General features: G+C 47.1%; 26 protein-coding genes and 1 riboswitch. Of the genes, 11 read left to right on the plus strand and 15 right to left on the minus strand.

Annotation, left to right across the window (positions count from 1 at the left end; genetic code table 11):
- Positions 1 to 17 precede the first annotated feature (17 nt).
- The 3 genes from L7D49_RS08180 to L7D49_RS08190 form a co-directional block, all read right to left on the minus strand.
- Positions 18 to 488 (minus strand): hypothetical protein, encoded by a 471-nt coding sequence (locus tag L7D49_RS08180; protein ID WP_238080338.1) that lies wholly within the window; start codon positions 486 to 488, stop codon positions 18 to 20.
- Positions 489 to 614: 126 nt separating this feature from the next.
- Positions 615 to 2,057 carry a vWA domain-containing protein gene (locus L7D49_RS08185; RefSeq protein ID WP_238080388.1) on the minus strand — a complete coding sequence of 481 codons (1,443 nt, stop codon included), beginning with the start codon at positions 2,055 to 2,057 and terminating at the stop codon, positions 615 to 617.
- Between the two features lie 116 nt (positions 2,058 to 2,173).
- On the minus strand, positions 2,174 to 2,764 hold the full coding sequence (locus L7D49_RS08190; RefSeq protein WP_238080339.1) for a TetR/AcrR family transcriptional regulator: 591 nt from the start codon (positions 2,762 to 2,764) through the stop codon (positions 2,174 to 2,176).
- A gap of 112 nt (positions 2,765 to 2,876) precedes the next feature.
- Between L7D49_RS08190 and L7D49_RS08195 the strand changes: the two genes are divergently transcribed.
- Together L7D49_RS08195 and L7D49_RS08200 are read left to right on the plus strand one after the other, a co-directional pair.
- Positions 2,877 to 3,419: a hypothetical protein gene (locus L7D49_RS08195; RefSeq protein ID WP_238080340.1), complete on the plus strand. Its 543-nt coding sequence runs from the start codon at positions 2,877 to 2,879 to the stop codon at positions 3,417 to 3,419.
- A 2-nt stretch (positions 3,420 to 3,421) separates the two neighbouring features.
- Positions 3,422 to 3,715, plus strand: coding sequence for a hypothetical protein (locus tag L7D49_RS08200; RefSeq protein ID WP_238080341.1), 294 nt, complete (start codon positions 3,422 to 3,424; stop codon positions 3,713 to 3,715).
- 217 nt (positions 3,716 to 3,932) lie between these two features.
- Here the strand turns inward: L7D49_RS08200 and wrbA are convergent, their stop codons facing one another.
- From wrbA to L7D49_RS08230, 6 genes are all read right to left on the minus strand, one after another.
- A complete protein-coding gene (wrbA, locus tag L7D49_RS08205; RefSeq protein WP_238080342.1) occupies positions 3,933 to 4,538 on the minus strand; it encodes an NAD(P)H:quinone oxidoreductase in 606 nt (201 codons plus the stop codon).
- 12 nt (positions 4,539 to 4,550) lie between these two features.
- Complete coding sequence (locus L7D49_RS08210) at positions 4,551 to 5,156, minus strand: alpha/beta hydrolase (RefSeq protein ID WP_238080343.1); 606 nt, start codon at positions 5,154 to 5,156, stop codon at positions 4,551 to 4,553.
- Positions 5,153 to 6,094, minus strand: a complete 942-nt coding sequence (locus L7D49_RS08215) for a ring-cleaving dioxygenase (protein WP_238080344.1) — start codon at positions 6,092 to 6,094, stop codon at positions 5,153 to 5,155. Before L7D49_RS08215 ends, L7D49_RS08210 begins: the two co-directional genes overlap by 4 nt.
- A 102-nt stretch (positions 6,095 to 6,196) precedes the next feature.
- Positions 6,197 to 7,393: a DUF3238 domain-containing protein gene (locus L7D49_RS08220; RefSeq protein ID WP_238080345.1), complete on the minus strand. Its 1,197-nt coding sequence runs from the start codon at positions 7,391 to 7,393 to the stop codon at positions 6,197 to 6,199.
- A 195-nt stretch (positions 7,394 to 7,588) separates the two neighbouring features.
- Positions 7,589 to 9,247 (minus strand): ribosomal protection-like ABC-F family protein, encoded by a 1,659-nt coding sequence (gene abc-f, locus L7D49_RS08225; protein WP_238080346.1) that lies wholly within the window; start codon positions 9,245 to 9,247, stop codon positions 7,589 to 7,591.
- Positions 9,248 to 9,930: 683 nt separating this feature from the next.
- A complete protein-coding gene (locus L7D49_RS08230; RefSeq protein WP_238080347.1) occupies positions 9,931 to 10,479 on the minus strand; it encodes a histidine phosphatase family protein in 549 nt (182 codons plus the stop codon).
- 149 nt (positions 10,480 to 10,628) lie between these two features.
- Here L7D49_RS08230 and L7D49_RS08235 point away from each other — a divergent pair, with 149 nt between their 5' ends.
- Positions 10,629 to 10,820, plus strand: coding sequence for a gamma-type small acid-soluble spore protein (locus L7D49_RS08235; RefSeq protein ID WP_238080348.1), 192 nt, complete (start codon positions 10,629 to 10,631; stop codon positions 10,818 to 10,820).
- A 37-nt stretch (positions 10,821 to 10,857) separates the two neighbouring features.
- On the opposite strand, the gene L7D49_RS08240 is transcribed toward L7D49_RS08235, so the two are convergent.
- The gene (locus L7D49_RS08240) at positions 10,858 to 11,844 is read right to left on the minus strand and encodes an alpha/beta hydrolase (protein WP_238080349.1); all 987 of its coding nucleotides are present in this window, start codon (positions 11,842 to 11,844) and stop codon (positions 10,858 to 10,860) included.
- Between the two features lie 169 nt (positions 11,845 to 12,013).
- Here L7D49_RS08240 and L7D49_RS08245 point away from each other — a divergent pair, with 169 nt between their 5' ends.
- Positions 12,014 to 12,598 carry a DUF421 domain-containing protein gene (locus L7D49_RS08245; protein WP_238080350.1) on the plus strand — a complete coding sequence of 195 codons (585 nt, stop codon included), beginning with the start codon at positions 12,014 to 12,016 and terminating at the stop codon, positions 12,596 to 12,598.
- A gap of 88 nt (positions 12,599 to 12,686) precedes the next feature.
- On the opposite strand, the gene L7D49_RS08250 is transcribed toward L7D49_RS08245, so the two are convergent.
- A complete protein-coding gene (locus L7D49_RS08250; RefSeq protein WP_238080351.1) occupies positions 12,687 to 12,845 on the minus strand; it encodes a hypothetical protein in 159 nt (52 codons plus the stop codon).
- A 323-nt stretch (positions 12,846 to 13,168) separates the two neighbouring features.
- Positions 13,169 to 14,572, minus strand: coding sequence for a vWA domain-containing protein (locus tag L7D49_RS08255; RefSeq protein WP_238080352.1), 1,404 nt, complete (start codon positions 14,570 to 14,572; stop codon positions 13,169 to 13,171).
- A 194-nt stretch (positions 14,573 to 14,766) separates the two neighbouring features.
- Between L7D49_RS08255 and L7D49_RS08260 the strand changes: the two genes are divergently transcribed.
- The gene (locus L7D49_RS08260; protein WP_238080353.1) at positions 14,767 to 15,609 is read left to right on the plus strand and encodes an aldo/keto reductase; all 843 of its coding nucleotides are present in this window, start codon (positions 14,767 to 14,769) and stop codon (positions 15,607 to 15,609) included.
- Between the two features lie 105 nt (positions 15,610 to 15,714).
- Positions 15,715 to 16,668, plus strand: a complete 954-nt coding sequence (locus tag L7D49_RS08265) for an alpha/beta hydrolase (RefSeq protein WP_238080354.1) — start codon at positions 15,715 to 15,717, stop codon at positions 16,666 to 16,668.
- A 276-nt stretch (positions 16,669 to 16,944) separates the two neighbouring features.
- Here the strand turns inward: L7D49_RS08265 and L7D49_RS08270 are convergent, their stop codons facing one another.
- Entirely contained in the window at positions 16,945 to 19,131 is a 2,187-nt protein-coding gene (locus L7D49_RS08270) for a YhgE/Pip family protein (RefSeq protein WP_238080355.1), read from the minus strand.
- A gap of 109 nt (positions 19,132 to 19,240) precedes the next feature.
- Positions 19,241 to 19,424, plus strand: a riboswitch (cobalamin riboswitch).
- Between the two features lie 154 nt (positions 19,425 to 19,578).
- Here L7D49_RS08270 and L7D49_RS08275 point away from each other — a divergent pair.
- Positions 19,579 to 20,124 (plus strand): hypothetical protein, encoded by a 546-nt coding sequence (locus L7D49_RS08275; RefSeq protein WP_238080356.1) that lies wholly within the window; start codon positions 19,579 to 19,581, stop codon positions 20,122 to 20,124.
- Between the two features lies 1 nt (position 20,125).
- The gene (locus L7D49_RS08280) at positions 20,126 to 21,082 is read left to right on the plus strand and encodes an ABC transporter substrate-binding protein (RefSeq protein ID WP_238080357.1); all 957 of its coding nucleotides are present in this window, start codon (positions 20,126 to 20,128) and stop codon (positions 21,080 to 21,082) included.
- A 49-nt stretch (positions 21,083 to 21,131) separates the two neighbouring features.
- Here the strand turns inward: L7D49_RS08280 and L7D49_RS08285 are convergent, their stop codons facing one another.
- Entirely contained in the window at positions 21,132 to 21,917 is a 786-nt protein-coding gene (locus L7D49_RS08285; protein ID WP_238080358.1) for a phosphotransferase family protein, read from the minus strand.
- On the opposite strand from L7D49_RS08285, the gene L7D49_RS08290 reads away from it, so the two are divergent.
- Together L7D49_RS08290 and L7D49_RS08295 are read left to right on the plus strand one after the other, a co-directional pair.
- A complete protein-coding gene (locus L7D49_RS08290) occupies positions 21,898 to 22,239 on the plus strand; it encodes a hypothetical protein (protein ID WP_238080359.1) in 342 nt (113 codons plus the stop codon). The two genes, L7D49_RS08285 and L7D49_RS08290, sit on opposite strands and share 20 nt — an antisense overlap.
- A gap of 251 nt (positions 22,240 to 22,490) precedes the next feature.
- Entirely contained in the window at positions 22,491 to 23,219 is a 729-nt protein-coding gene (locus L7D49_RS08295) for a ZIP family metal transporter (protein WP_238080360.1), read from the plus strand.
- Between the two features lie 42 nt (positions 23,220 to 23,261).
- Here L7D49_RS08295 and L7D49_RS08300 read toward each other — a convergent pair whose 3' ends face one another.
- Positions 23,262 to 23,432: a hypothetical protein gene (locus L7D49_RS08300; protein ID WP_238080361.1), complete on the minus strand. Its 171-nt coding sequence runs from the start codon at positions 23,430 to 23,432 to the stop codon at positions 23,262 to 23,264.
- A 160-nt stretch (positions 23,433 to 23,592) separates the two neighbouring features.
- Here L7D49_RS08300 and L7D49_RS08305 point away from each other — a divergent pair, with 160 nt between their 5' ends.
- Positions 23,593 to 25,941, plus strand: coding sequence for a bifunctional diguanylate cyclase/phosphodiesterase (locus L7D49_RS08305; protein WP_238080362.1), 2,349 nt, complete (start codon positions 23,593 to 23,595; stop codon positions 25,939 to 25,941).
- The last annotated feature ends 66 nt before the right edge of the window (positions 25,942 to 26,007 follow it).

Consider the following 26,007-nt stretch of genomic DNA (forward strand, 5'->3'; position numbering starts at 1 on the left):
GATCGCATGGCGGCTTCCTATTTTTCTGTTTGATACAGTAAGATTGCGTCTTTCATTTGTTTGGGCGTCAATATAATATGATCACTAGAATTGATGCTTACAAACGGCTCTCCCTCATTCTGGCCTTTCACATACAAACCAAAACCATTATTGGCAGGATATCCATATATATGGCATACGACTTTCCCATCGTGCATGAAAACAATCTGATTCATGCCTTCACTCACCGTTTCTTGGATGTTGTCCCACCGGTATCCAACCGTCTCATACACTGCTTCCTTTGAAGCATATGGCACAAATGAATATAGGACGTCCCATTCAAACGGAGTGATGTCCGATAATGCAACTTGTTGTTGAGGATCCATCTTACGAATCTGCCCCTTCATTAATTCAAGATTATAATCCCAAACGTCCGGCTTAAAAGCTGGAATGAGCAGGCATATGGCACACACAAGCGACCCGATCGTTAGAACTTTCCACTTCTTCATCGTAGCGCCTCCTTTCTTATAGAGACGCACCCTTTCGCTAAATGTTCAAATTCGTCTGCATCTCCCTATATGACTAGCGATGAAACAGAATGGGCCAGTCTCCCGTTATCGACTGGCCCTCTCCCTTTATTTCCCCTGCGTTTTCCGCAATTCGAACATTCGGTCCGTCCAGTCGTTAACTCGGTTAATGATTTCTTGCCGTTCATTTTCGACCCGGATCCGTGCCCGTTCGTTCAGTTCCTTTTTCACTTCAATCGCAGCGGCTTCTTTCGCGTTGATCATTTCTTTGATCTGATCATACACTTCGGCCGTAATCATCTTTTCACTTCTCATCACCTGCAGCGCCTCGAACATGCGGCTCGATTCATTCAGCGAGGCATACCAGAATTGAGATGCAATAGCAGAGCGATTGACCATCTCATCATATCCTTGGCCCCAATGCTTCAATAGCGAGTTGGATTTGCCCATAATATCTTGCAATGAAGGAAGCCACTGCTTTGTAATCGACTGATCGAGTTCATCGATTGTTTTAGCCGAAATATATTCCCCTTTTCCGGCTTCTGCTACCGCTTTTAATTGCTGCTCGCCTTGCTGGTCCACATCAAAACCAATTATATTCACTTTACGCCCATCATTAGCCTCAGCAAACGCCTTCGCCTCCGCCACTGGATCCCCGCCGCATGTTTCAGCGCCATCACTCACGATATAGACGGTCAGATTTTCAGTTGATCCCTCTGACTGTTCCCGAGCGAATTTTATCGCTTCGGCAATCGGCGTCCAACCTTTCGCTTCCACACCGTCCACAGCGTCCTTGAATTTTGCCGCATCAAACGCGCTCATCGGATATACTTCTTCGATCGTCGTACAGGATAATTCTTTATCGGACTGATTTTGCGTCCCGGCATGACCATACACGACAAGCGACACATCATCCCTCATTCCGATCGTACTTGCAAAACGCGATGTTGCCCGCTTGGCGATCGCCATTTTCTGTTTTCCCTCAACGGACAGCAGCATACTGGAACTGGCGTCCAGCAAAATGATTGCTTTTCCAGGCTGTTGCTCGGCTTCCTGCGCACCTTCCACTTCGCCTGGTTCCGGCAAGTAAGGCTCAAACCAATCTACATTAAATTCTTCCAGATCGGTTGCTACCTTATCATAGGCATTGCTGCCGACATAATAATGAAGCGCCTTGAATAACAATTCCGGATCCTGAGTTTCCGCTGTCACCTCACTGAGCTTCTCCGTCAACTCCTCTTTATAGTCGCCGAGCCCGAAGCGTCCCCATTTCTGCTTCGTTTCCTCTTCATGCGGAATATCCGCGGTAAAAATCCCAGGCTTCTGGGCACGGAAGGTTTCCTCTGAAACCGGTATTTGGATTTCTTTTATTTCATCTAATACACTAGGAGCCGGTGTTTCCTCTTCAGCCTCTTTCGACTGTTCGGTGTCAAGTTTCACCTCATCTGAAGCCTCAGTCACATCAGGCTCTGGTTTCCCTTTCTCTGAACAACCACTCAACAAAATGGCAATTGCAGAAAAAGCCAATAATCGGATGATCCACTCTCGCATCAACCTTATACCTCCCCTTCGTAGTACCGACATTTTAGCAAGTTTCAGATTAATTGGCGATACTTGGAGAAGAAGAGGAATAGTTAGTCCCGGTTCTGGTTATGGAACCAAAGACCTTATGCTTCCATGCAAATCGAGTCAATATGATAGCGTATCGTTTTTTTGACCCGTTCCGCATCCAACCGGTCCGGATCCAGCAATGCATGAATCGCAATGCCGTCAATCAAAGAATAGAGCCGCTCAGACTCCAAATCCAAATCGAGCCCCTCCTTCAATAACGATGTTGCTTGTAAGTAATGCATTACCTTTTGTACGCCTGTCCAAATGCCATCATCCGGGATCGGCAGCTCCTCTTTCCGGTGATTGACATACGCAACGAAAGCGAACCAGACTTCCATTTCCGCTCGAGTTTCTTCGCTGATCGGCACAATTTCATAAAGTACGGCCAGCACCATTTCCTTTGGAGGCAGCTCATTTTTTACGACTGCCTCAATCCGGGCCGTTGCCCTTTCTTGCACGAGCGTCATCGCATAGACTAGCAAGTCATCTTGTGTTGAAAAATAATGACGGAGCGCTCCAAGTGAGAGCCCCGCCTCTGCCGCAATATTCCGCACTGTCGCCCCTTCCATTCCTTTATCCAAAATGACACGCCACATCGCCTGTGCAATCTGTTGTTTCCGCTCTTCATGATTAATTATTTTTGGCATACTATCAGTGTAGAATAAAAAAGAATTTTTAACAATACACTTGTATTAATTAAACATAATATGGTACGATGCACATAACCAATACAACTGTATTAAATAAAGAGGTGAATCCATGAATTTTATTGCTTGGACGATCATTGCCTGTGAAATCGGCTTTTGGGTCGTTATCTTAGCCGGCCTCATCACACGATATGTTTTCAACAAGAAACGCCTTGGCCTGTTTTTCCTCGCCCTCACACCAGTCATCGATTTACTGTTGCTCTTCGTCACCGCCTCCGATTTGTATAACGGAGCAGTCGCCACACAAATACACGCCTTAGCTGCCATCTATCTGGGCGTTTCCATCGCTTTCGGAAAAAGCATGATACGCTGGGCGGATGAACGGTTTTTATACTATGTAAAAAAACAAGGCACAAAGCCGGTGAAGAAAACGGGATACGCCCATGCACGCCATTCCATGAAAGGCTCCTTGCAACATGTGCTCGCCTTCATCATTGGAGGCACCTTCCTCATCGCTATGATCTACCTCATCGGGGATGCCGAAAAAACCGAAGCGCTGTTTGACATGCTACGGTTATGGGCAATCATTTTAGCAGTCGATGTAGTCATCTCCCTTTCCTACTTCATCTGGCCTCGGCCGGAAAAAGCGAAGTAGTCATGGTAAGCAGCCGGTCCAGCAGTGGGCCGGTTTTTTGTGGTGATGAATGGGCAGTCGAGAATGCCAATCGAGGATTCTTCCAACGGATACGAGCAGCCTCTAAAATAAGCGAGCACCCCCTTGAACAATCGAGCGGTTCATCGGAAGATACGAGAGGTCTCGCGGGAGATACGAGCGGTTATCGAGATATTCGAGAGGTTACTGAAATATACGAGCGGTTTGGAAACACAATTGAGCTGTTACTGCGATATACGAGTGGTTCGTACGAATATACGAGCGGTCACGGATCCTAAATTTGTAGTGAAAATAAAACAAGCGATTCATGTAAATAAAAACACCATTCTAGTAACCGCTCGGTTCCAGACTGCTATGCCATCTTGCCAGTTCACATGCATGATTCCGCGTTATCCCTGGTTCCTATGAAGTGCCTGTCATTCCAAAGGCTTTATTCACAAGCAGGTAGCCTCTAACGGCAAAAATAAAAAACCGGCACATCGCCGGTTTTCGATTTTATGCTTCTAAGTGTGCCAAGGCTTTCGCTACTTGTACCGTTCGTTTGGCTTGATGTTTGACTGCCGCCTGAACATCTTCGATCATTTTGCCGTCTTGGCCGACAGTGACGCTTGTTCCGTAAGGATTGCCGCCCGCGCCGAAAGTGACTGGATCCGTATAACCCGGTGCTACTACAATGGCACCCCAGTGATACATAGTAGTATAAAGAGAAAGGATGGTCGCTTCCTGGCCGCCATGTGGATTTTGAGCAGATGACATGGCACTGACCGCTTTGTTGGCCAGTTTTCCTTTTGCCCAGAGGCCGCCTGTCGTATCCAAGAAATTCTTCATCTGGCCCGGCATATTGCCGAAACGTGTGGGAACGCTGAAAATGATGGCATCTGCCCATTCGAGATCCTCTGGCTTTACTTCCGGTACATCCTTCGTCGCTTCCACATTCGCTTTCCACGCCGGATTTGATTCAATGGCTGCTTGTGGAGCTGTTTCGGCCGCCTTTAGAATTCGAACTTCGGAACCGGCTTCCTTCGCTGCTTCTGCCGCCCATTTTGCCAGTTGATAATTCGTACCGCCTGAACTGTAATATACGATTGCTGTTTTCACCATACTTCAACACCTCTATTTTATATTTTCTTTATACCATTTTGCCGCTGCCGCTACTTCCGTCTGCGTCAGCGAATGTCCGTTCATTTCCCAGTGAACCGCTGTTTGAGCACCTGCCTCAAGGAGCAAGCTGTCCAAGTCCATCGTTTCTTGCGCAGGACAGATGGGGTCATTTTTTCCAGCTGTAATGAATACCGGAACACCCGTTAAATCAGGCAATCCGATACCACGCCGGGGGACCATAGGATGATGCAGAATCGCACCTTTCAATGATTTGGCATAATGAAACAACAAGCTTGCCGCGATGTTCGCACCATTCGAATAGCCGACCGCCACGATGTTCGATCTGTCGAAGCCATACTCCATCGCCGCGTCATCTAAAAAAGCATCAAGTTCCTTTGTCCGGAAAATCAAATCTTCTTCATCAAACACACCTTCCGCAAGCCGTTTGAAAAAGCGTGGCATGCCGTTTTCCAACACGTTTCCTCTGACACTTAAAACTGAGGCTTCCTCGTCAATCATTCGCCCAAGCGGCAACAAGTCCTGTTCCGTTCCGCCAGTACCATGCAGCAGCAAGAGCGTCGGACGCTGCGGATTCCCTGCTTGAAAAATATGCTTCATTCATTTCCCCGCCTTTCGCGTACTGTAAAGGGGATTAAAGCTGAATTCAGCCGATCCCGAAATTGCTCATATTGTGGAGGCAGCATTAATGAAGATCCCATAGTTTTAAGTGACTCATCGACAGCAAAGCCAGGGGGATCGGTTGCAATTTCAAATAAAATCTCACCCGGCTCCTGAAAGTAGATGGAATTAAAATAGTTCCGATCTTGAACAGGTGTCACATGAAAGCCTTTCTGCCGCAATAGCTTGCTCCATTCTTGCTGATCATAGTCATCGATGGCACGAAAAGCGATATGATGAACAACACCCACGCCCATACTGCCGCGTCCTGTCGGGGTGAATTTCAAATCGATTTGATTACCGATAGACGCTTCGGATTGGAAACGGATCATGTCATCTTCCTTGCCAATTTGCTTAAATCCCATTTCCATAAGAAGCCCGGCTGTCTCCTCCGGGTTGGATGAAAGAAGAGTTGCGACCGCAAATCCATTGATCGCCTCTTTTGGGGTTATGCCAGAGAACGACCATGAATTCGCCGGGACATTTTCCCTTTCCACGAGCTCCAGCTGCAAGCCGTGGGGATCGGAAAATGATAAGTATCGTTCGTTAAAGCGCTTCTTGATGGTAAACGGGATATGAAAACTTTGTAATCTATCTTCCCAAAATGAAAAGGAGCCCTTTGGTATGGCAAATGCGGTTACTCCGACCTGGCCGTCTCCGATTTTCCCTGGATATGCGCCCGCCCAATTGAAGAACGTCATTATCGTACCGGGATCACCGGCTTCATTGCCAAAATATAAATGATACGTACCCGGATCATCAAAGTTCACCGTCTTTTTCACAAGTCGCAGGCCTAACACGCCTGCATAAAAATCAGCGTTTTCCTGAGGATGGCCGACGATTGCCGTTATATGATGAATCCCTGCTGTTTTCTTCATGCTTCACACCTCGGATTTATCTCGAAATAAAATATCTCGAATTCGAGATAATAGTACCAAATTGAAAACTTCCTGTCAAAAAAGAAGTTTTCAATCATCCGCTCACTCAAAGTTCGAACAGCGCCAATAATGATAGGCGATAATATCGGACATGAAGGCAAGCCCTTTGCTTTCCACTTGCAAGACCGGTTCCCATTCTCCATCGTGTCCACGGGATAAGTAAATCTCATGATCTGGCGCAGGATCAAAATAGCCGGATATGTCAAACGTGCCATGACGCCGCAGGACAGCCTTCACTTCATAATCAATGTTCGGAGCAGTCGTTAAAGGATTGCCGACCGAGTGTTCCAAAAGGAAACCCGACTCCTCCTTCCGATGATCTAACCGTTTTAATGTAATGCCATCTGGTGAGGCGGTCTTCTTTTCTTTGAATTGTTTCAAGTAATCGTACGCAATAGAAGGGCCGACTTCCTTTGTAAACGTCATTGGATGTTTTTCCAAATCATAAGCCAGCTCGATATCAACCCGTGTACGGAACGATTCTCCATTTGGATCAAATCCACGTCCGTCTCCATGGAAATAATGATTGGGCGACAGCACATTCGGATTTTTTATCCATGCCTCCCGCAAGAAAGTAGTATAACGGAATTTCCAATGGTTAACCGGCCTTAGCTCCCGTTCTCTTTGATTGATGGGAAGAAGCAACTCGTTCGGCTTTCCGATCCATTTGATCATCGTAAACGTTTCGGATGCTGTCTCCTTCTCGCTTGTCGACGGATTCAATGCCCCATAAATCGTGGAAAACACGGACTTCAGTGTAGTCAGTTTTTCTTCAGACTCTACCAAAGGCCGTTTTGCCCGAATAGCATAGGCATAAGGCTGATCGAGCGAAATATCCCGGTCGATATATCGGTTGGACTTGACCGTATCCACCAGCTCACCGTTTCGGAATACCTCATATTCTTCTATATCCTTGATTCGTTCCCAAGCAAGAGCGATTTGCGTTTTCGCGACGATGGTTGTCATGACTAGCGATTGCAACGGATTTTCAATATTTTTTTCCTCCGCAAACGCAGACGTTTGCATCGCAATGACATCGACAACCCCATTATGATCGACCCGCTCGATCGTATAGTGATACAGCTTGCCGTGTTTGAAGTCGCCGTCCTGAAATTCCGGCACGTTTCCTTCATATAAATGTTCGCCATCTTTGTATACATTGTAGAAACCCCCGACATCATTCCATGTGAAGGAAATCAAATCATGTTCATGTTTTACATGCTTAATCTCAAAATTCATGGCTCATCCCTCCTTCTTACCATTGTGTTGTACTTTTCATGCCATTAAACATGAGAGCCGATCTAGTACGTCAATCCCCTTCTTCCCACCCTGCCAAACGTCATAATAGAGCCGCGCAATGGGTATACGGGCCAGTTTTTCATATCCGAATGGACAAAATACAGGCGCATGACAAAATAATCACGCGCCGCAAAATCATCTATCCAATTCTCTTAATTTCCTGCTCACTTCATGAAAAGCCGCATCCAATTCCTTATAGCGATCACTTCCCGGCATCTCCATGCTTAATTGGCCTAAAACGGCTTGCAGCTCGGTTTCCAGACGCAGACGATCCTCAGGAGTCTTCCTTTCCAGGGGCGCAGCTTTTCTCTCCGTCCATTCTTGGAAGGTGACGGGCCGTTTCTGAATCGTACCCTTTTCAAATAGTAGCAGGCCCTTCGCCAATTTTTCGACGAAATACCGGTCATGGGAGGCAATGAGCAACGTGCCGGGAAAGGCTTCCAATGTCTTCTCCAGCTGCTCTCGTGACGGCAAATCGAGATGGTTCGTCGGCTCATCTAGCAGCAGTACATCGATCCCTTCCAAGATGAACTGCATCAGTTTCACTTTGACCCGTTCGCCTTGGCTTAATTCACCTAACTTCAATCCCCAATGGGCCTCCGTCAAACCAAGATTCGCCAGCTGTGTCCGCAGCTTCCCCTGTTCAGCAAATGAATTACGATGAAAATGCTCCGCCATTGTAATGTCCTGCGGCAAATCAAGAACGGCCTGACTCATATAGCCAATTGATAATCCGTTAGACAGCCAGACCTCTCCCTCACATGTTGTATTTCCGGTCAAGATGGAAAAAAGCGTGGATTTCCCGCTTCCATTTGGGCCAATCAGTGCCAGTCTCTCGCCTGCTTGCACGGTGAAGGAGACATTCGAAAAGAGCTGTTGACTGCCGTATGATTTTTGTACATTCTGCAGCTCCATGACGCGGTGCCCTTTTTTACGCTCCCCTTTGACATCAAACCATACGGTCGTCTCTTCAGCCGGTTTCTCTACCCGCTCCTTGGCCAGTTTTGCTTCAAGCCGTTTTTGCATCGAACGAATTTGGACATCTTTCTTTTTCGCTTTCACACGATAATATTCTTTCGCTCCACCCTTTTTGGTCGATTCGGCATGCGCCTTGGCTGACCATTCTTTCAACTGGGCGATTTGTTCCTGTACTTGTTTGATTTCCCGTTGCTGTTTTTCATAGTGATGTGCCTGAATGGCACGCGCCTGCTCTTTTTTTTCGCGGTAACTCGTATAGTTTCCTGTATACACGGTCATCTTCCCGTCTTCCAGCTCCAGCACATATTCCGCTGTCTGGTCAATGAAGTGGCGGTCATGGGACACGATGAGATAGGTCGCCTGCTTTTGATTAATCACACGAACTAACTCCTCCAAACTTTCTGCATCCATATGATTTGTCGGTTCATCGAGCAATACGAGCTGGCTGTTTCGCGATAGAGCGGCTGACAGGCGAAGTTTCATCCGTTCGCCTCCACTCGCCGTCGCATAGCGGACATGGTCTGGAAGATGCCACTTGGAACGGTAAGCATACATGTCTCCTGTATCCTCCCGGTCCCCCTCCTCCCGCTGTTCCTGTTTAAAATAGGTCAGGCTTGGGTGCGGGCCAGCCCAATAGATGGATCCGGAAGTGGGAGCCAGTTCCCCGGCCAAAATAGACAGCAGGGTAGATTTCCCCGCTCCATTCGCTCCGACAATCGCAATGCATGCGTCTTGCGGAAGCTCGGCTGAAACGGCATCCAATATAGTTGTTTCGCCAATCTTATAGCTTATTTCATTAATTTTACCCAGTAGCATAAAAATTCCTCCTATGTGGAGGGACAAAAAAATCCCTCCGTTTTGGAACGGAAGGATTAGTCAGAAAAAAACACAAAGAAACCCCGTACAATAGGGCTGCTTTACGTATGATGAGTAAAAATGGACAGACTAATCCCGTTTTCCGTTCGGATCAAAATGAAATTTCGTCGGAAATTGAGATTAGTTAATCACTGTCCACCCTCAGCCCTTTCAATAAATAGTCTTCATAGTTTACCACACTCGACCTACAAAGTCATTATAATTTTCAGATATTGAAATCAAATTAGCCTACTTGTACGCTGTACGGAAAAGTACCAGAGGACATCCAATTTTCTGGAATAGCATCCGTTCGATAGGCTTATATTGCATCTACCTGCCAGCTTCTCCTTGTATTAGCCACAAAAAGTTGATAGGATAGCTTGCATCGGTGACCATACGAATAGGTAACCTATATCAGCCCATAGAAGCTCGCGTGTCGGAATGCCATCGATGCATTCCTCTCAGCAAAGGGTTCTTCCGGCTGAATCAAGTTAAGCCTTCGGTCGGTGTTGCAACTCGAATACACCGACGCGATACACTAAAAAACCACGTTATTTCTAATGACGCCTCCCCTGTGACATAGAAATGGAACGGACTTTTCGTATTCTCACCGATGCAGAGCCTCTTTTTCAAAGGAGGCTCTTTTAATTGGAATCCTCTGTCCAAATTCGCTTCATCTCTACTTGGCCATCTTTTTGCGTGACCTGGTAGACATCCGGATTCGTTAACGCCTGCCATTCTTTAAATCCGATCCGCTCATCAAAGCAGCGAAGCAATAATGTCATCAAGTTTCCATGTGTCACGATTACGCTATGGGAACCTTCCGGTAGTTCGTCGACAACATCACATACCCGGCTCATCGCTTCGTTGGAAGATTCCCCTCCTTCATACGTGAGATTCAAATCAAGGAACGTGTCCTCCAATTTAATAAGCCAGTCTTCAAAATCATGTTCACTCAAGGTTCTTTCCGCCAAACGGCTATCTTCTTCGTAATAAATCCCTTTTTGATCAGACAATGGCTGGGCAGTCATTCTGGCACGAAGAAAGGGACTCGTAATAATCCGATCCACTAGCTTATCCTCAAAAAAATCAGCCAGTTTGCTAGCTTGCATTACGCCATTTGCTGTCAGGTCAGCATGCGCAGACTGACCTTCCGCCTCACAATGCCGTACAATATATATCGTTTTCTCCATGAGAAACGCCTCCTTTTTCATTATTTTCCCTTCTCTATTTCAGTAGAAACCTGTCAGGCTAATCTCGCGTTAATCAAACAGAGACAAAATTCATTGCATAGACCTTTCTGTTCCAACCATCCTACGGGAAAAGGAGGTTGACTGAATCCATGAACAACGAACCGAATCAAACGGTTGCCGGCACAGATATTAACGAGGTCAAACGGCAAAACGCCAATTCCGGACTAACCTATAACGAAGTGAAAGCTTTGATTGCCAAAACCGGAGGAAAAGGGACGGGCGTCTACAGTGACACCAGCCCGGAAATGGTCAAAAAGCAAATCGAGCGGGACCAGTCATGAAAAAAGGGTTTCCAATATGACTTGGAAACCCTACATATTATTTAGAAACCCTATCCTGATCCGTCACATACCGGTTGAGGAACTGGTTCATCTTTTGCTTGTAAGCATCCCCCGCAAGAGCAAACGACTCGCCATGATTCGCTTTCGCCACTAGGAAAATATCCTTTTCACTTGCCGTATTGCGATAAAGATCCTCTGCCATTTCAGTTGGCACGAACGTATCGCTTTTACCGTGGATATATAGGATCGGAATGCGCGTCCGTTTCACTTCCTTCAAGGCACTCGCCTCTCGGAATGAATAGCCGGCTCTGAATTTCGTTACCATGCTCGTTCCATCCAGCAACGGAAATGCAGGAAGATGGAACATCCTGTTCATTTGGTAAGTAAATAACGAATAGACCGACTCATACGGGCTATCCGCGATGATTGCCTTTACTTGGCGGGGAAGCTCTTCCTCTCCACTAGCCATCAATACCGTCGCGGCTCCCATCGAAAGCCCATGATAGGCAACTTCCGTGTCGGGCCCTAATTTCTTGACCAACTGATCCGTCCAATCTATTAAATCCAACCGGTCCGGCCAGCCAAATCCATAGTAATCCCCTTCACTCTTGCCATGCCCTCTCGCATCCGGCATGAAGATGTTATAGCCTAATTCATTATGATAATACTGTCCGAACAGCCCCATCTGTTTTGCATTGCCAAGATACCCATGTGTCAAAATGACCAACTTTTTGGTAGGCTTGGCAGCCGGCAAATAGTATCCGGACAGTTGTAATCCATCACGCGACGTCAGGCTCATGCGTTCAAATTTTTGATCGGCGACCCACTGTCTCCAGTCACCTTTCAAATAAAGCTCAAGTGTTTGATCCGCTACTTCCAAGTCCGCATTTTTCTCTAAATACTCTTTCGGACCTCGCTTGATTGCCAGATCATAGAAGAAAAAACTACCAGCCACTTGAACTGCAAGAAACCCGATTGCCAATAGAATCAATATCTTTCTCCAATTGATTCGGATCGTACTCATTCCCCTTCACTCTGTCTTGTGACATTCTCGATGTCTAGCATTAATATACAATAAAAGTCAGCAGGAATAAATAAGATATTTGAAAATACACAAATTTGCCATGTCCATAGAACAGGTATAGGATTCGCAACCGCACGAACACTAAGGTAAGTAAAGGAGGTACATGAGGATGGAGTATATATGGAAAACACTGCTCATCTTTATTGTGGCCACAGTATTGCTGCGGATTAGCGGCAGAAAATCCATTTCAGAAATGACAGTACCCCAAGTCGTCGTCTTGTTTTCATTAGGCACCTTAATCATCCAACCTGTCACAGGCCACGGCCTCTGGACAACATTCGGCCTAGCTGCCATCCTGATCATCTGCCTGATTGTGACAGAATGGCTGGAATTAGTGATCGATACATCCGAAACCATCATCACCAACAGAGGCAAACCCATCATCATTGATGGCCAATTACACATAAAAAACATGAGAAAAATGAGATTGACGGTCGATCAGCTAGAAGCCAGGCTCCGTCAAGTCGGCATCTCCTCCATTCAAGATGTCAAACATGCAACGCTGGAATCAAACGGACAACTGGGATATGAATTGCAGGACGCCAAGCAACCCGCCACAAAAGAAGATATTCAAACGCTCATTCATTTAATACAGACCGGCGAACTCAAGTTACCGAGCGAAACACCATCAAACAATATCTTTGTTGAAACGATAACTAAACAATCGAACAGCAAGAATAATTCCCTAAAATGAACGTGGAGCTTGTGGTATATAACCCGCCCCAGCTCGGACGCCAGGCAACGGCGTTCGGACTTGGATGTTGGGTGACTGAATATCAGGTTCAATGCCAAATTATCACGGCGAACGCCAATAAATCAGGATGAACGCCATTAACTTCAGTCGAACGCCAATAAATCAGGATATTCGCCATTAACTCGGGATCAACACCATTAACTTCAGCTGAACGCCAATAAATCGGGATGAACGCCATTAACTTCAACTGAACGCCAATAAATTAGGATGAACGCCATTAACTTCAGCTGAACGCCAATATATTGATCCGAACAGAGATACCTAGGAGAAACGCCGTTGTTAGTTCCCTTGAAGCTACAGTATGGTTTGAGACGCCATATGATTACTGTCTCAAACCAATTAATAGCTACGAGAGCGACATTGGCAGAGGCTTAACCAACTGTTTCGCCGGCGCAGGATCCACCGTCTCTTGCGCCAACTATTTCCCCTCACTACCAGATCCGCTGCTGCCCGCGGCAACCGCCACACTGCCAATGCGGCGTGCAAAATGCACGCCATTCCAACCACTCATCACTCATTCTCCAGTTCTTTCTTCCATTTTTCTTGCCATGCTTCCACGGCATCGTCGATTTCTTTCATTGCTTTTTCGGCTTCTTCGCCTTTTTGGTCTTTCAAGCTTACAAAATGTTCATCGCGCATTTCACCCATCTGTTTTGCCAGCTCAATCACTTTGCTTCCTTCTTCTTCATCTATTAACTTTTGATTCTTCAAGTAGTAAGCAGCATCGACAATTCGAATTCTTTCGCGGGTTGATAAATTAGAGAGTGGATCGTAGATGGCGTATAGATCTTCCCATTGGTGAACCATTTCATGCAGTTTCACGCCTTGTTGGCTCAGAACTTGCATCATGCTTGGTTTCCATTTTTTGATTAACACGCCTTCGAATTCTGATTGGTTCCGGACAGTTGCATATTGCCCGCCGCCTGCTTCCGCGACTTGCTTCAATTGGGCTTGCCCTTCGTCGTCTACATCGAATCCGATAATATTCACTTTTGCTTCAATATCACTTGCGTTCAATTGCGTTGCGGCTTCGACGGGATCACCGCCGCACGTTTCTATTCCATCGCTAACGATGTAAACAATATTTCGGTATTCCTCCCTGTCGTAGGATGCCAGGTAGGCTGCCGCTTTTTCAATTGCACCGGCCAGCGGCGTCCAGCCGCTCGCGCCGAACGATTCCATTGCATCATGAAACGAGTTCTTGTTATACGAGGAAAGTGGGTACACTTCATCGATAGCTCCGCACGATAACGCCTTGTCTGCTTGCGTGCCCGCTCCTTTATGTCCATACGCAAAGAGCGCCACATTCACTTCATTATCGAGTTGGCTCGTGAAGTTCTCGATAGCCTCTTTAGCGAGATCCATTTTTATCCGGCCATCGACCTCTCCCTTCATGCTGCCGCTCGCATCCATAAGGATAACAATATTCGTCTTTTGCCTCTTGGCAATTTCGATTTCATCTTCGCCATCCGGCAGCTCCGGCATGACGTATCCGTGCTCATAAGAAGCCAGCTGTTCATAAAGTCCTTTATATTGCCCTGATCCGAGTTGAAAAACGAGGTAGTCATAGATTTCATCCGCCTTTGCGTCTGGATGCTCTTTGAAGTAAGACGACAATTGCTCTTTCATCATGTCGCTGAACTCGTCCTCGTAAAACCGGAAGTATCTCACATAATCTACCGTCCGGGCCGCCTCGATTTTCGGATCCATATATTCCTCAATCAGCTTCCCAGCAGGTTGCTCGATCATCTCTTCCACTGTTCGAGCTGCTGTCGGAATCACTTCCTTCGCCTCTTCCACCGCAGTGGATTCTGGCGCCGCTTCCGCCTTTTCCGTTTCCTTTTGGTCCGAACAAGCAATCAATCCTAAACAGCAAATAACAAGCCATCTTACATGCCATTTCTTTGATTTCATGTAAACTCCTCCCCTATGAACATCTACACTTCACTACGGTTCATTGAAGAGATAAGTTCCTATGAGCAAGGACCTGAATTTAATAGTGGGCATTTCAGCCTTCTCACGAAACCAAGTCTTCCATCTAACATTTCTACGAAGAGATGTGAGAAAATAAGCCTGTTACCACATCACCAAACTGGGAGGGTATGTATATGATCAATCATTTGCAAGATACTACGAAATTGCATAATGGAGTGGAAATGCCTTGGCTGGGGCTTGGCGTGTTCAAAGTGCAAGAAGGACCAGAAGTAATTGAAGCAGTAAAAACGGCTATTCGCCATGGATACCGGAGCATCGATACGGCAGCCGTTTATAAGAATGAAGAAGGGGTGGGCCAGGCAATCCGCGAGGCCATTGAAGAAAACGGCTTGAAACGCGAGGATTTGTTCATCACCTCTAAGGTCTGGAATTCTGATCAAGGGTACGACTCGACCATTGAGGCTTATGAGATCAGTTTACGGAAACTCGGTTTGGATTATTTGGATTTGTATCTTGTTCATTGGCCTGTTAAAGGAAAATATAAAGAAACGTGGCGCGCGTTAGAAACACTCTACAAAGAAGAGAAAGTTCGCGCGATTGGCGTCAGCAATTTCAAAGTTCATCACCTCGAAGATTTGCTTGAAGATGCGACAGTCACCCCGATGGTCAATCAAGTGGAATATCATCCACAATTGACGCAAACGGAAGTGAAAGCATTCTGTGAACAGCACAACATTCGACTGGAGGCGTGGTCACCTCTAGCCCAAGGTCAATTGCTCGATAATCCGGTTCTATCAGAAATTGCCGGCACCCACGGCAAATCGGTTGCACAAGTCATTATCCGCTGGGATTTGCAGAACGGCGTGGTCACCATCCCTAAATCGATCAACGAAAACCGTATTGCTGAAAATGCTGATGTCTTTGACTTTCAATTGACTGATGAAGAAATGGAACGGATTAACCAGTTGAACGAGGACAAGCGCGTTGGTCCCGATCCAGATCATATCGACTTTTAAGTATGGAAGACACCTTTGACGAGGTGTCTTTTTTCTTTTCACATTGAAATCCTTGTCATATGGCACGTCCTAAAATGATACGATGATAGGCAAGGGGGAATGGCAATGAAACGCAAAATTGGCGTCGCGATCGGGAGCCTGGCCACTATCCTAGTGGTTGTCCTGGTCATTGCGGGCAATTATTTTTACAATCAAGGCGTGAAGCGCGGTACGGAAGTGGAGCTGCATACTGAGTCGGAGGCTGTGAATGCAGTGGCAAGCGATGCCGATCAACAGCTGCTGCGTGAAGCAAAAGAATGGTTTGATTCGCAGGAACGCCTGTCGATCGAGATGAAATCATTCGATGAGCTGCGGTTGCATGCGCAGTACATTAAACATGCGGAACACTCGGATAAAACGGTCATCCTGGCCCATGGTTTTCGTAACTCAGGGGATAATATGGGGAAATTGGCGAAGATGTATTACGACCTCGGTTTTGACGTGTTACTGCCCGATGCACGGGGTCACGGGAAAAGTGAAGGCGAATATATCGGCTATGGCTGGCATGACCGGCTTGATTATAAAGACTGGATCGATTACCTGATTAAAGAGCATGGAGCGAAACAGATCCTTTTGCATGGCAATTCCATGGGAGCCGCCACAGTTCTAATGACGAGCGGAGAAAAGCTCCCTCCAGAAGTGAAGGGGATTATCGCGGACAGTGCGTATAGCACAGTGAAAGGGGAACTGGCCCATCAGCTAAAATCCATTTACAATCTACCATCGTTTCCGTTGCTACAAGTGACAAGCGTTGTTACGAAAATACGCGCCGGCTACACGTTTGAAGAGGCGTCTGCCCTTTACCAGGTGAAGAAGAATCAAGTTCCACTCCTGCTCATTCATGGCGACTCAGACGATTTGGTGCCGACGGAAATGGCTTATGAGCTGTACGATGCAGCCGGTGGTGAGAAGGAATTATGGATTGTGCCGAACGCCGGCCATACGAAGGCATTCGATAATGGCACAGCGGAATATTCTGAACGGATCCAAAGGTTTGCCGAGCATGTGTTAGCCCAATAAAAGCATAGACCTCTTCTGTACATTACATAAAAAGGAAAGCCACAATTCGACCGATCCTGGTCCATTTGTGGCTTTTCCAACTCACTTCTTCTCGTTTTTCTTCAGCGCATTATCCGCGCGTTTAAAATTCTTGGCATACAACACTTCCTATGTGTCATTCAATCCATTGTTCTTTTCGGTCAATCGATCGTGGAGCTGCTTTTTTTTATTCATGGCAAATTACTGCCACCTTCTTTATCGTTTTTTCCGTATGGATATACACGCACAGCTGGCCTTTTAGTGGAACAGCCCGGATTCTCTCGATTTCCGCAGCAATTGATGCGTCTTCCGATTCACCATCTCCTTCAAGAAGTAGCCGACGATAAAGATAGCCACGCCTGTTATAAGCAAGAAGGTAAAATCGGTCATCACCCGTCTCCATACAATCCCGCCGACCGCTTCCCGCATTAGGTCGATGGCATATGTGAAGGGCAGTCCCGGATTGATCCATTGAAAGAATTCCGGCAGCAGCATGACGGGATACGTGCCGCCCGAGCCGGCAATTTGAAGGACGAGCAAAATGATGGCAAGCGCCTTCCCGACATCGCCGAATAACGTGACGAGCGTGTATACGAGCGTCATGAAAATGACACTGATAAAGAGGCCGAAGACAATGAACCATGCCGGGTTATTCGCTTTTACACCTAACAGCGTCAGGTCCCCAACGGTGACAATTATCGTTTGAAGAAACCCGATCGTCAGGAAGGTCATCAACTTGCCGACATAGACTTGGCGTGCACTCATTTCCTCATGATTTTCCGCATCCGTCGATAAGAGGGAAATCAATAATAGGCAGCCGACCCAGATGGACAGCACCGTATAAAACGGCGTCATCCCGGTGCCGTAGTTTTTGATTGGGAACAATTTATTCTCATTCAACACGATGGGCTCTTCGAAAAAGCTCCGTTCTGCCTGTGGGTCATTTTGCAGCAGCTGAATGATTTCATTAATATCCGTTTCGCCTTTTACTTCCCTGATCCTGTTCGCTAAGCTTTTCACCTTTTCCGAGACATAAGGATATTCCGCCATCACTTGATCGAGCATGCCCTGTCCGTCCTCCAGATGAGTAGATGTGCTGGCTAGGACGCGTTCCACTTCCGGAATCGTTGTTTGGATTTCAATGAGCATGGACCGTCCTTGCTGCAATGTGGCTTTCGCCCGTTTCACTTCGCTTCGAACGGTCGGTTCGATCGTCTGCTCATATTCGGCAATGAACTGATCGAGACGAACGGAAACACGGCCTGAGATGTCTTGCAGGTCAGCAAGCGTTTGTTTCAACTGCTGCTCCTTGCCTTCCACGAGCCCATTCAATGCGCGTGCATTCGTTTGCGCTTCTGTCATGAGGGCTATGATTTCCCCCGTCCGGTCAATGGCATCCTGCAATCGTTTATCGCGTTCGGGATTTGCCGGGACGGCATCCCCTTCCTCTGCAGCCGCCCTATCACGGAGCCATACAAGATCCGCCTGAATGGCTTCCACTTTCCCAATGGCATTTGTCATCCGGGTGTCCACTCGTTCTTTTACTTGGTCCAATTCCGTAAAATCGATTTGGACATCCCCTACTTTCGTCAAAAAATCATTTGTTTCTTTCGATATTCGAGATGCTGTATTTAAATCTCGTTGAATAGTCGGGGCCATTTCGTTAAGTCTGGCTTCTGCTTGATTTAAAAAGCCGAGCGTCCGGTCGATGGTGCCTAGCCCTTCTGAAACTGTCTGCTTCGCGGCCGGCATTTTGTTTTGCGCCTGGCGAATCAACTGCCGAGCCGACTTGGCATCATTCCGCGTGCCGACCAGCGTTTCATGAATTTCCGGCAGCTTTTGCTCGACATCAAAAATATATTGTTCAAATCGCTCAATGTCCGGCAAGTCTTTCTGAATTTCGACTCCCAGTTGATTGAACAAGTCGAAGATGACTTCGTCTACAGTGGCAATAAACTGGCTGCTCACCTTCTCCACAATAACGCTGGCCCCTTTTTCTGTAATCTTCGGGGCAATGGAGTTCAATTTCTCGTTCACGTAATAATCAATTTGGGATTTCTCCGGCTCACCGGAAATAACCGTTCCGAGACGCTCCGAAAAATTTTCTGGTATGATCAAAACTGCAAAATAATCGCCGTATTCAATACCGTCCATTGCCTGCTCACGGGTTGTGAAGTTCCAGTCCATATCCCGATTATGCTTCAAATTGTCGACAAGCTGTCCGCCCACATCAATCGGTTCATCCCGTATGGTCGCCCCTTTGTCTTCATTGACAACCGCTACCGGCAACTGGTCCGTATTCGCATACGGATCCCACGAAGCATAAATATTCAGCCAGGCATATAAAGAAGGGAGAATGATCAATCCCCCAATAATGACTGCAGCCACCCAGTTGCGGCTCAAATTTTTCAAATCAGCCATATAAATGGACCAGCTTTTCCGCACATTGCCGCCCTCCCCGTTTCCACATTTCGCCCAAAGTATACCCTTCCCCTCGGCTGCCGAATCATGGCACAGTTCCATGACTTCAATTTGTATGGTACAATCGTCTAGTTGAATAAATAATTGAAAGAGTCATAGAAACCTATGTGAATGGGGAATCCGGTTAAAATCCGGAACTGTTTCCGCAACTGTAAGTGTGGACGAAGTGAGAATATGCCACTGTTCGTAAAGAATGGGAAGGCTCTCACCGAGAATGAAGCACAAGTCAGGATACCCGCTTTTTCAATGTGTATTTTGCTCCTTCGGAAAAAAGGGAAGATACGACATATTGGATTAGTAGGCATTTGTTGCTATAGATCTGTTTGTCGCCACCCATCTCCTTGGGTGGTTTTTTTCATTGGCGCCAGAAGCGGAATACATCATTTATTCGAAAGAAAAGGAGGAGATATTTTGAAACAGGACAAACGGTACATCTGTTACCCGTTCATGCGGGAATCGGCTTCGACTGTCGATTTTGAAATCCGCACCGATTCATTGACGACGAGGATCGGCGAAGCGCTGGCACTGACGGAAGATGTGGAGAAAGTCCATGCAGATCTTCGGTATCTACAGCCGCTCGCCTACCATTTGAATGGATCCGTGCGCGGAAAACTGGCGGTTACGGATGAGGATGTAAAGCGTCTGAGCGATCTGTATGATTCCTATGTGGAAGAAGTCGGGGAGTTGATCGAGCAGTTCGTTTTGCCGCAAGGGTCGCATGCCGCTTGTGTGCTGCATGTCTGCCGAAGTGAAGCGAAGAAATCGGTCCGTGCATTACACAAGGTTTCATTGGAACGCGAAGTGCCGGACATTTTATTCGACTATGCGAATTTGCTGGCAAACGTCTTATTTGTAATGGCCGTCTATACGAACAAAGTGAGCGGCGTGGAAGAAATTCCTTTCATCAGCAAGTCGTATCCCGTTCGGAAGATGAAAAAACAAGTGGAGGTCAATTGAGATGAATAAACGGATTTGGTTGAATGGGCTTCTTGCCCTTCTTATTGTTTTCATGCTTGGTGCATGTGGAAGCGACAAGAAGAAAGAGGGAGCAGAAGCTGCAAAGACGGAAACACCGCAAGAGGAAGTCACTTCCTACACAGTAACAGATGATCGAGGAAAAGAAATCACGTTTGAAAAAACACCGGAGAGCATCGTTTCCCTGCAGCCAAGCAACACAGAAATTCTTTTCGCATTAGGCGTTGGCGACCAAATTATTGGGGCTACGGATTATGATACATATCCGAAGGAAGCTTTGGACATCGAACGGGTTTCCGATTCAGTCAAATTTAATGGCGAACGGATCATTGAAATGAATCCCGATGTTGTCATCGCTTATTCGACAGGCGGAGAAGTAGAAGGACTCGGCACATTGGAAGAAGCCGGCATTCCGGTATTTGTCATTCAATCTGCAAGCTCTTTTGATGACGTGTACGGCGATATATCACAAATTGCGGATGTGTTGAACCTTCAAGAAAAGGGAGATTCCGTTATCGCGGACATCAAATCTAAGATCAACTCGGTTACAGAGCAGCTGGGCGATTTAGACGATCCGAAACAGATGTATTTTGAAATCAGCCCCGCTCCGGATATTTACACAACCGGCAAAGGCACATTCCAGCAAGAAATCTTTAATCATGCAAACGTGACAAATGTTTTCGGCGAACAAGAAGGATGGATCAAAGTATCCGAAGAAGATATCCTTACCAAACAGCCCGATGTCATTGTCACGACCGTGTCGTATATTCCGGACCCTGTCAACGAAATCAAAAGCCGTGAAGGATGGGATACATTACAAGCGGTAAAAGAAGACCGCGTCATCCAATTGGACAGCGATATGATGTCAAGACCAGGACCACGCATCGGAGAAGCAGTTGAGCTGCTAGCAAAAGCAATCTATCCTGAGAAATTCAAATAAAACGGACAAGCCAGGCGCGAGTGAGGGCCTGGCTTTCTTATGGGCTTAATTAGAAAAAATCGTACAACCCATCCGCGAAGTAAACATACTCTTCCTTGCTGATGCGAGACCCATACCCCTCAAAGAAAAACTCCCGATCCTCTGCTTTTTCAAACATCCCTGGTTTCGGCCGGATCGCAAGCGCCACATCATACCGGGGATCGCCAAATCCTCCTCCACTCCAATCGATCAATCCGGTCACTTTACCGTTTGCAACAAGTACATTGTCGACGGTGCAGTCGCCATGAATTAATGTCTGTTCCACCTCTTGTGGCCTGGATGTCATTAACCGTTCCAGCAACTCAGCCGTGCCATCGACTTGATAATGCTGCACGTTAAACTGAGCTGTTTCAAGCTGCCGGTCCAACCAGTCCCCTTCTTCTTTAAGCCCCCGCGGACATGGAGCTGAATGCAAACGCGCGAGCAGCTGGCCGAACTGAAACAACAAGGAACGGCGCTGCATGTCATCCGTTTCCCGCGAGAGCGCTGAGCGGATCGGTTCTCCCTCCAACACTTCTAGTACGAGCCATTGCCCGCCGGGTGTCGTCGTGCTTCCAAAGACTATAGGCACAGGCAGCCCCGAACCCATTAAGTTTCGCAGCACATACTCCTCCCGCACGAGCCACGACTGAAACAGCTCCTCTTTTGCCCGCTTTATAATATATGGACCTTTCTCTCCATCGACAATCCCTACATCGGAAGTATGTCCTTGTTTCGGAAACCGAATGTCGTGAATGGCACCTGTTATGTAAATCAATTCTTGTGGTATCTCCTCTATGGTTAACGGCGTTGTCATGCAAGTCCTCCCACTGGCTGTTTTGACATTGTTTTTTGGGTATTTGTTTTGGTTTACTGGCGTTCGGAGCCGAGGGTTCTGGCGTTCATTTCATTTTTCTGGCGTTCGGACCACGATTCTGGCGTTCATTTTGTTTTTCTTGCGTTCGAACCACGATTCTGGCGTTCATTTCGTTTTTCTGGCGTTCAAACCACGATTCTGGCGTTCATTTCGTTTTTCTGGCGTTCAAACCACGATTCTGGCGTTCATTTCGTTTTTCTGGCGTTCAAACCACGATTCTGGCGTTCATTTCATTTTTCTGGCGTTCGGACCGGGATTCTGACGTTCATTTTGTTTTTCTGGCGTTCGAACCGGGGTTTCGAGCGTTCAACCCGACATACCGATTCCTTTCAAGCCGCCCGCTATCCCTTGGTTTATGTGAAGCAAGTCCTTTTATGGGCCTCTCTCTTCTTCTCTATGCACCTTTCTTTTTCCTTCTAGGTGCTACAACCAGCTGACAAGGGACCGTTAAATTCAGTACTGCCGAAATTCACTTGGACATACACTTGCCATAGGAATAGGAGGAGGTGCTGTATGGCATCATTGCCGATCGTCAGTATTTTCATCTCGTCATTTTGTACATTGCTCGGAGCCCTGCCGACCTTATTTATTGCCAACCTATCGCACGGAAAAAAAGACAACCTGCTTGCGTTTACGGCTGGTGTCATGGTCGCCGCCTCTACTTATAGCCTCATTCCTTCTGCTCTCAAGCTTTCCAATATGACGGTGCTTTGTGTAGGCATTCTATTAGGGGCACTCGTTTTGACTTTGCTTGAACAAACCCTTCCGCACAGCGACTTGGAGCATTCCGACACGATGCCGGCGGGGGCGTTTCTGCTGTTCATCACGATGGCGCTGCATAATGTACCGGAAGGGCTGTCTGTCGGTGTCAGCTTTGCCAGTCAGGTGGACGACTTGGGACCATTGGTGGCTTTGGCGATTGGCTTGCAGAATATTCCTGAGGGCTTCTTGCTCGCGCTCTTTCTCATTACACAAGGGACTGGCCGGTGGAAGGCTTTCGGCTATACGTTTTTAGCAGGGTTTACCGAATTCGCTTCCGCATGGGCCGGCCTGCTTTTCGGGGGACAGCTTTTTGTGATTGTGCCGTATGGACTGGCTTTTGCTGCTGGTGCCATGCTGTTCATTGTCTATAAAGAATTGATTCCCGAGAGCCACGGGCATGGCCATGAACGTTCTGCGACCTTCTCCTTCATTCTCGGTTTGCTGATGATGGTTATTTTGACGGGTTATCTTGGTGAATAAAAGAAAAAGGACCTTCTCCTATCCACGGGAAGGTCCTTGCATTTACTGGTCATTTGAATATTGTTGATGGCGTTTTACTTCGTCCTGTGCTTCTTTACGGATCTCGTCAACGCGCTGCTCCGCCTTTCTAGCCGCATTATTCGCAACGGAGGAAGAATCTCCTTGATTGACAGTCGGATTGTGATCTTTATCTCCTGCATAGCTTTTTGACAATCCAATCACTCCTTGTCTCGTTTCCCACTAGCATTCCCGATTGGGCTGATTTGAAACATAAGACCGGGAATTTTAAAATTAAAATATAGGTGCTTCTCCTCTTATAAAAGTCTGCAGTTTACCGATATATTCGGTATCATCCTAATCTAGAGGTGTTATTGTGGATCATTCAATCACTTCCATGTCGGACCATCATCATATTCCTTACCTTGTTGCGCTGTCTTATTTAATAGCGACGATGTCCGCATACGCCTCAATTGTCTTGGCCCGGCGTGTAACGTTCACCCGCCAATCAGCTAAGCGCATTTGGCTTATACTCGGAGCAGGAACGCTCGGAATTGGCATCTGGTCGATGCATTTCATCGCCATGCTCTCCTATCAATTCCCGGTCCCCGTCTATTACAACACTCTGCTTGTCGCTATCTCAGTGGTGATTGCGATTGTCGGGTGTTATTTCGGCTATTTCATTATATCCGTAAATCATAAAAGCAAAATCCGTTTTTTTCTATCCGGGATTATTATGGGGTCTGGCATTGCATCCATGCATTACGTCGGCATGGCGGCACTTGAAGCAGTCGCCATCGTCTACAATCCGGTTCTATTTGCGATTTCCATATTGATCGCCATTGCGGCTTCTTGGGTCGCCATCTGGATCGGCTTCCTCTCTCCTTATGCCCGCCGAGACATGTCATGGAAATTAAAGATCGTCTTTTCCCTCATTATGGCTGTCGCGATTACCGGCATGCATTATACCGGCATGGTAGCGGCGACATTTTCCAGCATGACAAATTCCGGTCCGTTTCCAGATGGTTTGGATACGACACGTCTTGCCTGGTTCGTGGCTGGCGTGACCCTGTTCATCTTTGCCCTATTTTTCGGTTCCATCATTTTGGATCGTCTCTGGCAGAAACGGGAACTCGTCCAAAATACGTTATTGGATTCCATCGCGGACGGCATTGTTATTACGGATCAAACAGGGACTATTTTGCACGCCAACCCTTCATTCCGTCAATTAATGGGAGAGGTGGATTCTGGACAACGGTTCGAAAAACTGCAGCATTACCATCCCGAATTAACAGAACAGATTATGAGTAATCAAAACTTTCACGTGGCGATCCATTCATTGATTCTAGAAGTGAAGCGACGACCGATTCAGGAAGAAGCCCTTCACCATTCCCTCTGGTTCCTGCGGGATATTACTGAACAGATCGAAAATGAAAAACAAATTAGTTATATGGCGTATCATGATTCGCTCACTAGGCTTCCTAACCGCTATAAGCTGGATGCAACGCTTGCCAGTTGGTTCGACACTAAGAAAACCATCGGCTGTATTTTTTTAAATGTCGACCGGATGAAATTCGCTAACGACACACTTGGCCACCAAGCGGGAGATCAGCTTCTCCGCCAGATTGCCGGCCGGCTGGAAACGATCATTGCTGACAAAGGCTTTCTCGCCCGGGTCGGCGGAGATGAATTTGTCGTCCTGTTAGCGGATGGCCATGCGGCAGATTGTTACCACCTGGCAGAGGCTTGTGTATCTGCGATGAATGAACCCCTTTCCATTCATGGTTCCCAGCTGGCCGTCTCCATCAGTGCTGGCACCTGCGTCTTTCCGGAAGACGCCGCCAATCCGAATGAATTGCTTCAATTTGCAGATTTGGCTATGTCCGAGTCTAAACGGAATGGGAAAAACCAAGTGACTGCCTTCACTTTGGAGCTAAACGACCAATATCGTAGAACGCTTCAGATCGAAGAGGCCTTATCCATAGCGATCGACCAAGATGAACTTCATCTCGTATACCAGCCAAAAGTGGCAGTGGGGACAGGTAAAGTGAAAGGTGTCGAAGCGTTGTTACGATGGATTCATCCGCAGCATGGCTTTATCTCGCCTGCCGAGTTCATTCCCATCGCGGAGGAGAAAGGGTTAATTCATAAAATCGGAGACTGGGTCTTGCGGGAAGCCTGCCTGCAATGGGGCAAGTGGCAGCGAGAATTGGAGGAGCCGCCGATGATGGCGGTAAACATTTCACCTCTCCAACTCGCAAGGGAGGACTTTCTGCCAGGTTTGCTAAGTATTTTAGAGGAAACGAAGATGGATCCGAGCTTTTTAGAATTGGAGTTGACGGAATCCGCCTCGCTTGGCCTGGCTGAAAAGACGAATGGCCGCCTTAGTCACTTGCATGATTTGGGCATCCAAATCTCACTTGACGACTTCGGCACCGGCTATTCCTCTTTTAGCAATTTAAAAGAACTGCCGATTGATGTGCTGAAAATCGACCGCTCCTTTTTGCATAATCTAATCGGCAATCCAGGACAGGAAGCCATCGTCCGTTCCATCATCCAGCTCGGCCATAACTTGAACTTGCAAGTGCTTATGGAAGGCGTGGAGGAGAAGGAACAAGCGGAATGGCTTGAAAAAGAGGGATGCAATCTTATTCAAGGCTATTATTTCGCCAAGCCGCAATCGGCTGCGGACCTCGGGAAGATGCTGCAAGGAAACGCCATATAAACCCGGAATGCGTCATGCGCATTCGGGTTTTTTCTATTATTTTTTGAATCTGCGGTGAGCAGCATG

Origin of the sequence: Sporosarcina cyprini (genome assembly GCF_022048975.1) — a bacterium.
Taxonomy (GTDB): Bacteria; Bacillota; Bacilli; order Bacillales_A; family Planococcaceae; genus Sporosarcina; species Sporosarcina cyprini.

What these genes read in the sequence shown, in the direction of transcription:
- L7D49_RS08180 (WP_238080338.1), bottom strand. Translation starts at nt 488, where the DNA reads ATGAAGAAGTGGAAAGTTCTAACGATCGGGTCGCTTGTGTGTGCCATA.
- L7D49_RS08185 (WP_238080388.1), bottom strand. Translation starts at nt 2,057, where the DNA reads ATGCGAGAGTGGATCATCCGATTATTGGCTTTTTCTGCAATTGCCATT.
- L7D49_RS08190 (WP_238080339.1), bottom strand. Translation starts at nt 2,764, where the DNA reads ATGCCAAAAATAATTAATCATGAAGAGCGGAAACAACAGATTGCACAG.
- L7D49_RS08195 (WP_238080340.1), top strand. Translation starts at nt 2,877, where the DNA reads ATGAATTTTATTGCTTGGACGATCATTGCCTGTGAAATCGGCTTTTGG.
- L7D49_RS08200 (WP_238080341.1), top strand. Translation starts at nt 3,422, where the DNA reads ATGGTAAGCAGCCGGTCCAGCAGTGGGCCGGTTTTTTGTGGTGATGAA.
- wrbA (WP_238080342.1), bottom strand. Translation starts at nt 4,538, where the DNA reads ATGGTGAAAACAGCAATCGTATATTACAGTTCAGGCGGTACGAATTAT.
- L7D49_RS08210 (WP_238080343.1), bottom strand. Translation starts at nt 5,156, where the DNA reads ATGAAGCATATTTTTCAAGCAGGGAATCCGCAGCGTCCGACGCTCTTG.
- L7D49_RS08215 (WP_238080344.1), bottom strand. Translation starts at nt 6,094, where the DNA reads ATGAAGAAAACAGCAGGGATTCATCATATAACGGCAATCGTCGGCCAT.
- L7D49_RS08220 (WP_238080345.1), bottom strand. Translation starts at nt 7,393, where the DNA reads ATGAATTTTGAGATTAAGCATGTAAAACATGAACATGATTTGATTTCC.
- abc-f (WP_238080346.1), bottom strand. Translation starts at nt 9,247, where the DNA reads ATGCTACTGGGTAAAATTAATGAAATAAGCTATAAGATTGGCGAAACA.
- L7D49_RS08230 (WP_238080347.1), bottom strand. Translation starts at nt 10,479, where the DNA reads ATGGAGAAAACGATATATATTGTACGGCATTGTGAGGCGGAAGGTCAG.
- L7D49_RS08235 (WP_238080348.1), top strand. Translation starts at nt 10,629, where the DNA reads ATGAACAACGAACCGAATCAAACGGTTGCCGGCACAGATATTAACGAG.
- L7D49_RS08240 (WP_238080349.1), bottom strand. Translation starts at nt 11,844, where the DNA reads ATGAGTACGATCCGAATCAATTGGAGAAAGATATTGATTCTATTGGCA.
- L7D49_RS08245 (WP_238080350.1), top strand. Translation starts at nt 12,014, where the DNA reads ATGGAGTATATATGGAAAACACTGCTCATCTTTATTGTGGCCACAGTA.
- L7D49_RS08255 (WP_238080352.1), bottom strand. Translation starts at nt 14,572, where the DNA reads ATGAAATCAAAGAAATGGCATGTAAGATGGCTTGTTATTTGCTGTTTA.
- L7D49_RS08260 (WP_238080353.1), top strand. Translation starts at nt 14,767, where the DNA reads ATGATCAATCATTTGCAAGATACTACGAAATTGCATAATGGAGTGGAA.
- L7D49_RS08265 (WP_238080354.1), top strand. Translation starts at nt 15,715, where the DNA reads ATGAAACGCAAAATTGGCGTCGCGATCGGGAGCCTGGCCACTATCCTA.
- L7D49_RS08280 (WP_238080357.1), top strand. Translation starts at nt 20,126, where the DNA reads ATGAATAAACGGATTTGGTTGAATGGGCTTCTTGCCCTTCTTATTGTT.
- L7D49_RS08290 (WP_238080359.1), top strand. Translation starts at nt 21,898, where the DNA reads ATGGTTAACGGCGTTGTCATGCAAGTCCTCCCACTGGCTGTTTTGACA.
- L7D49_RS08285 (WP_238080358.1), bottom strand. Translation starts at nt 21,917, where the DNA reads ATGACAACGCCGTTAACCATAGAGGAGATACCACAAGAATTGATTTAC.
- L7D49_RS08295 (WP_238080360.1), top strand. Translation starts at nt 22,491, where the DNA reads ATGGCATCATTGCCGATCGTCAGTATTTTCATCTCGTCATTTTGTACA.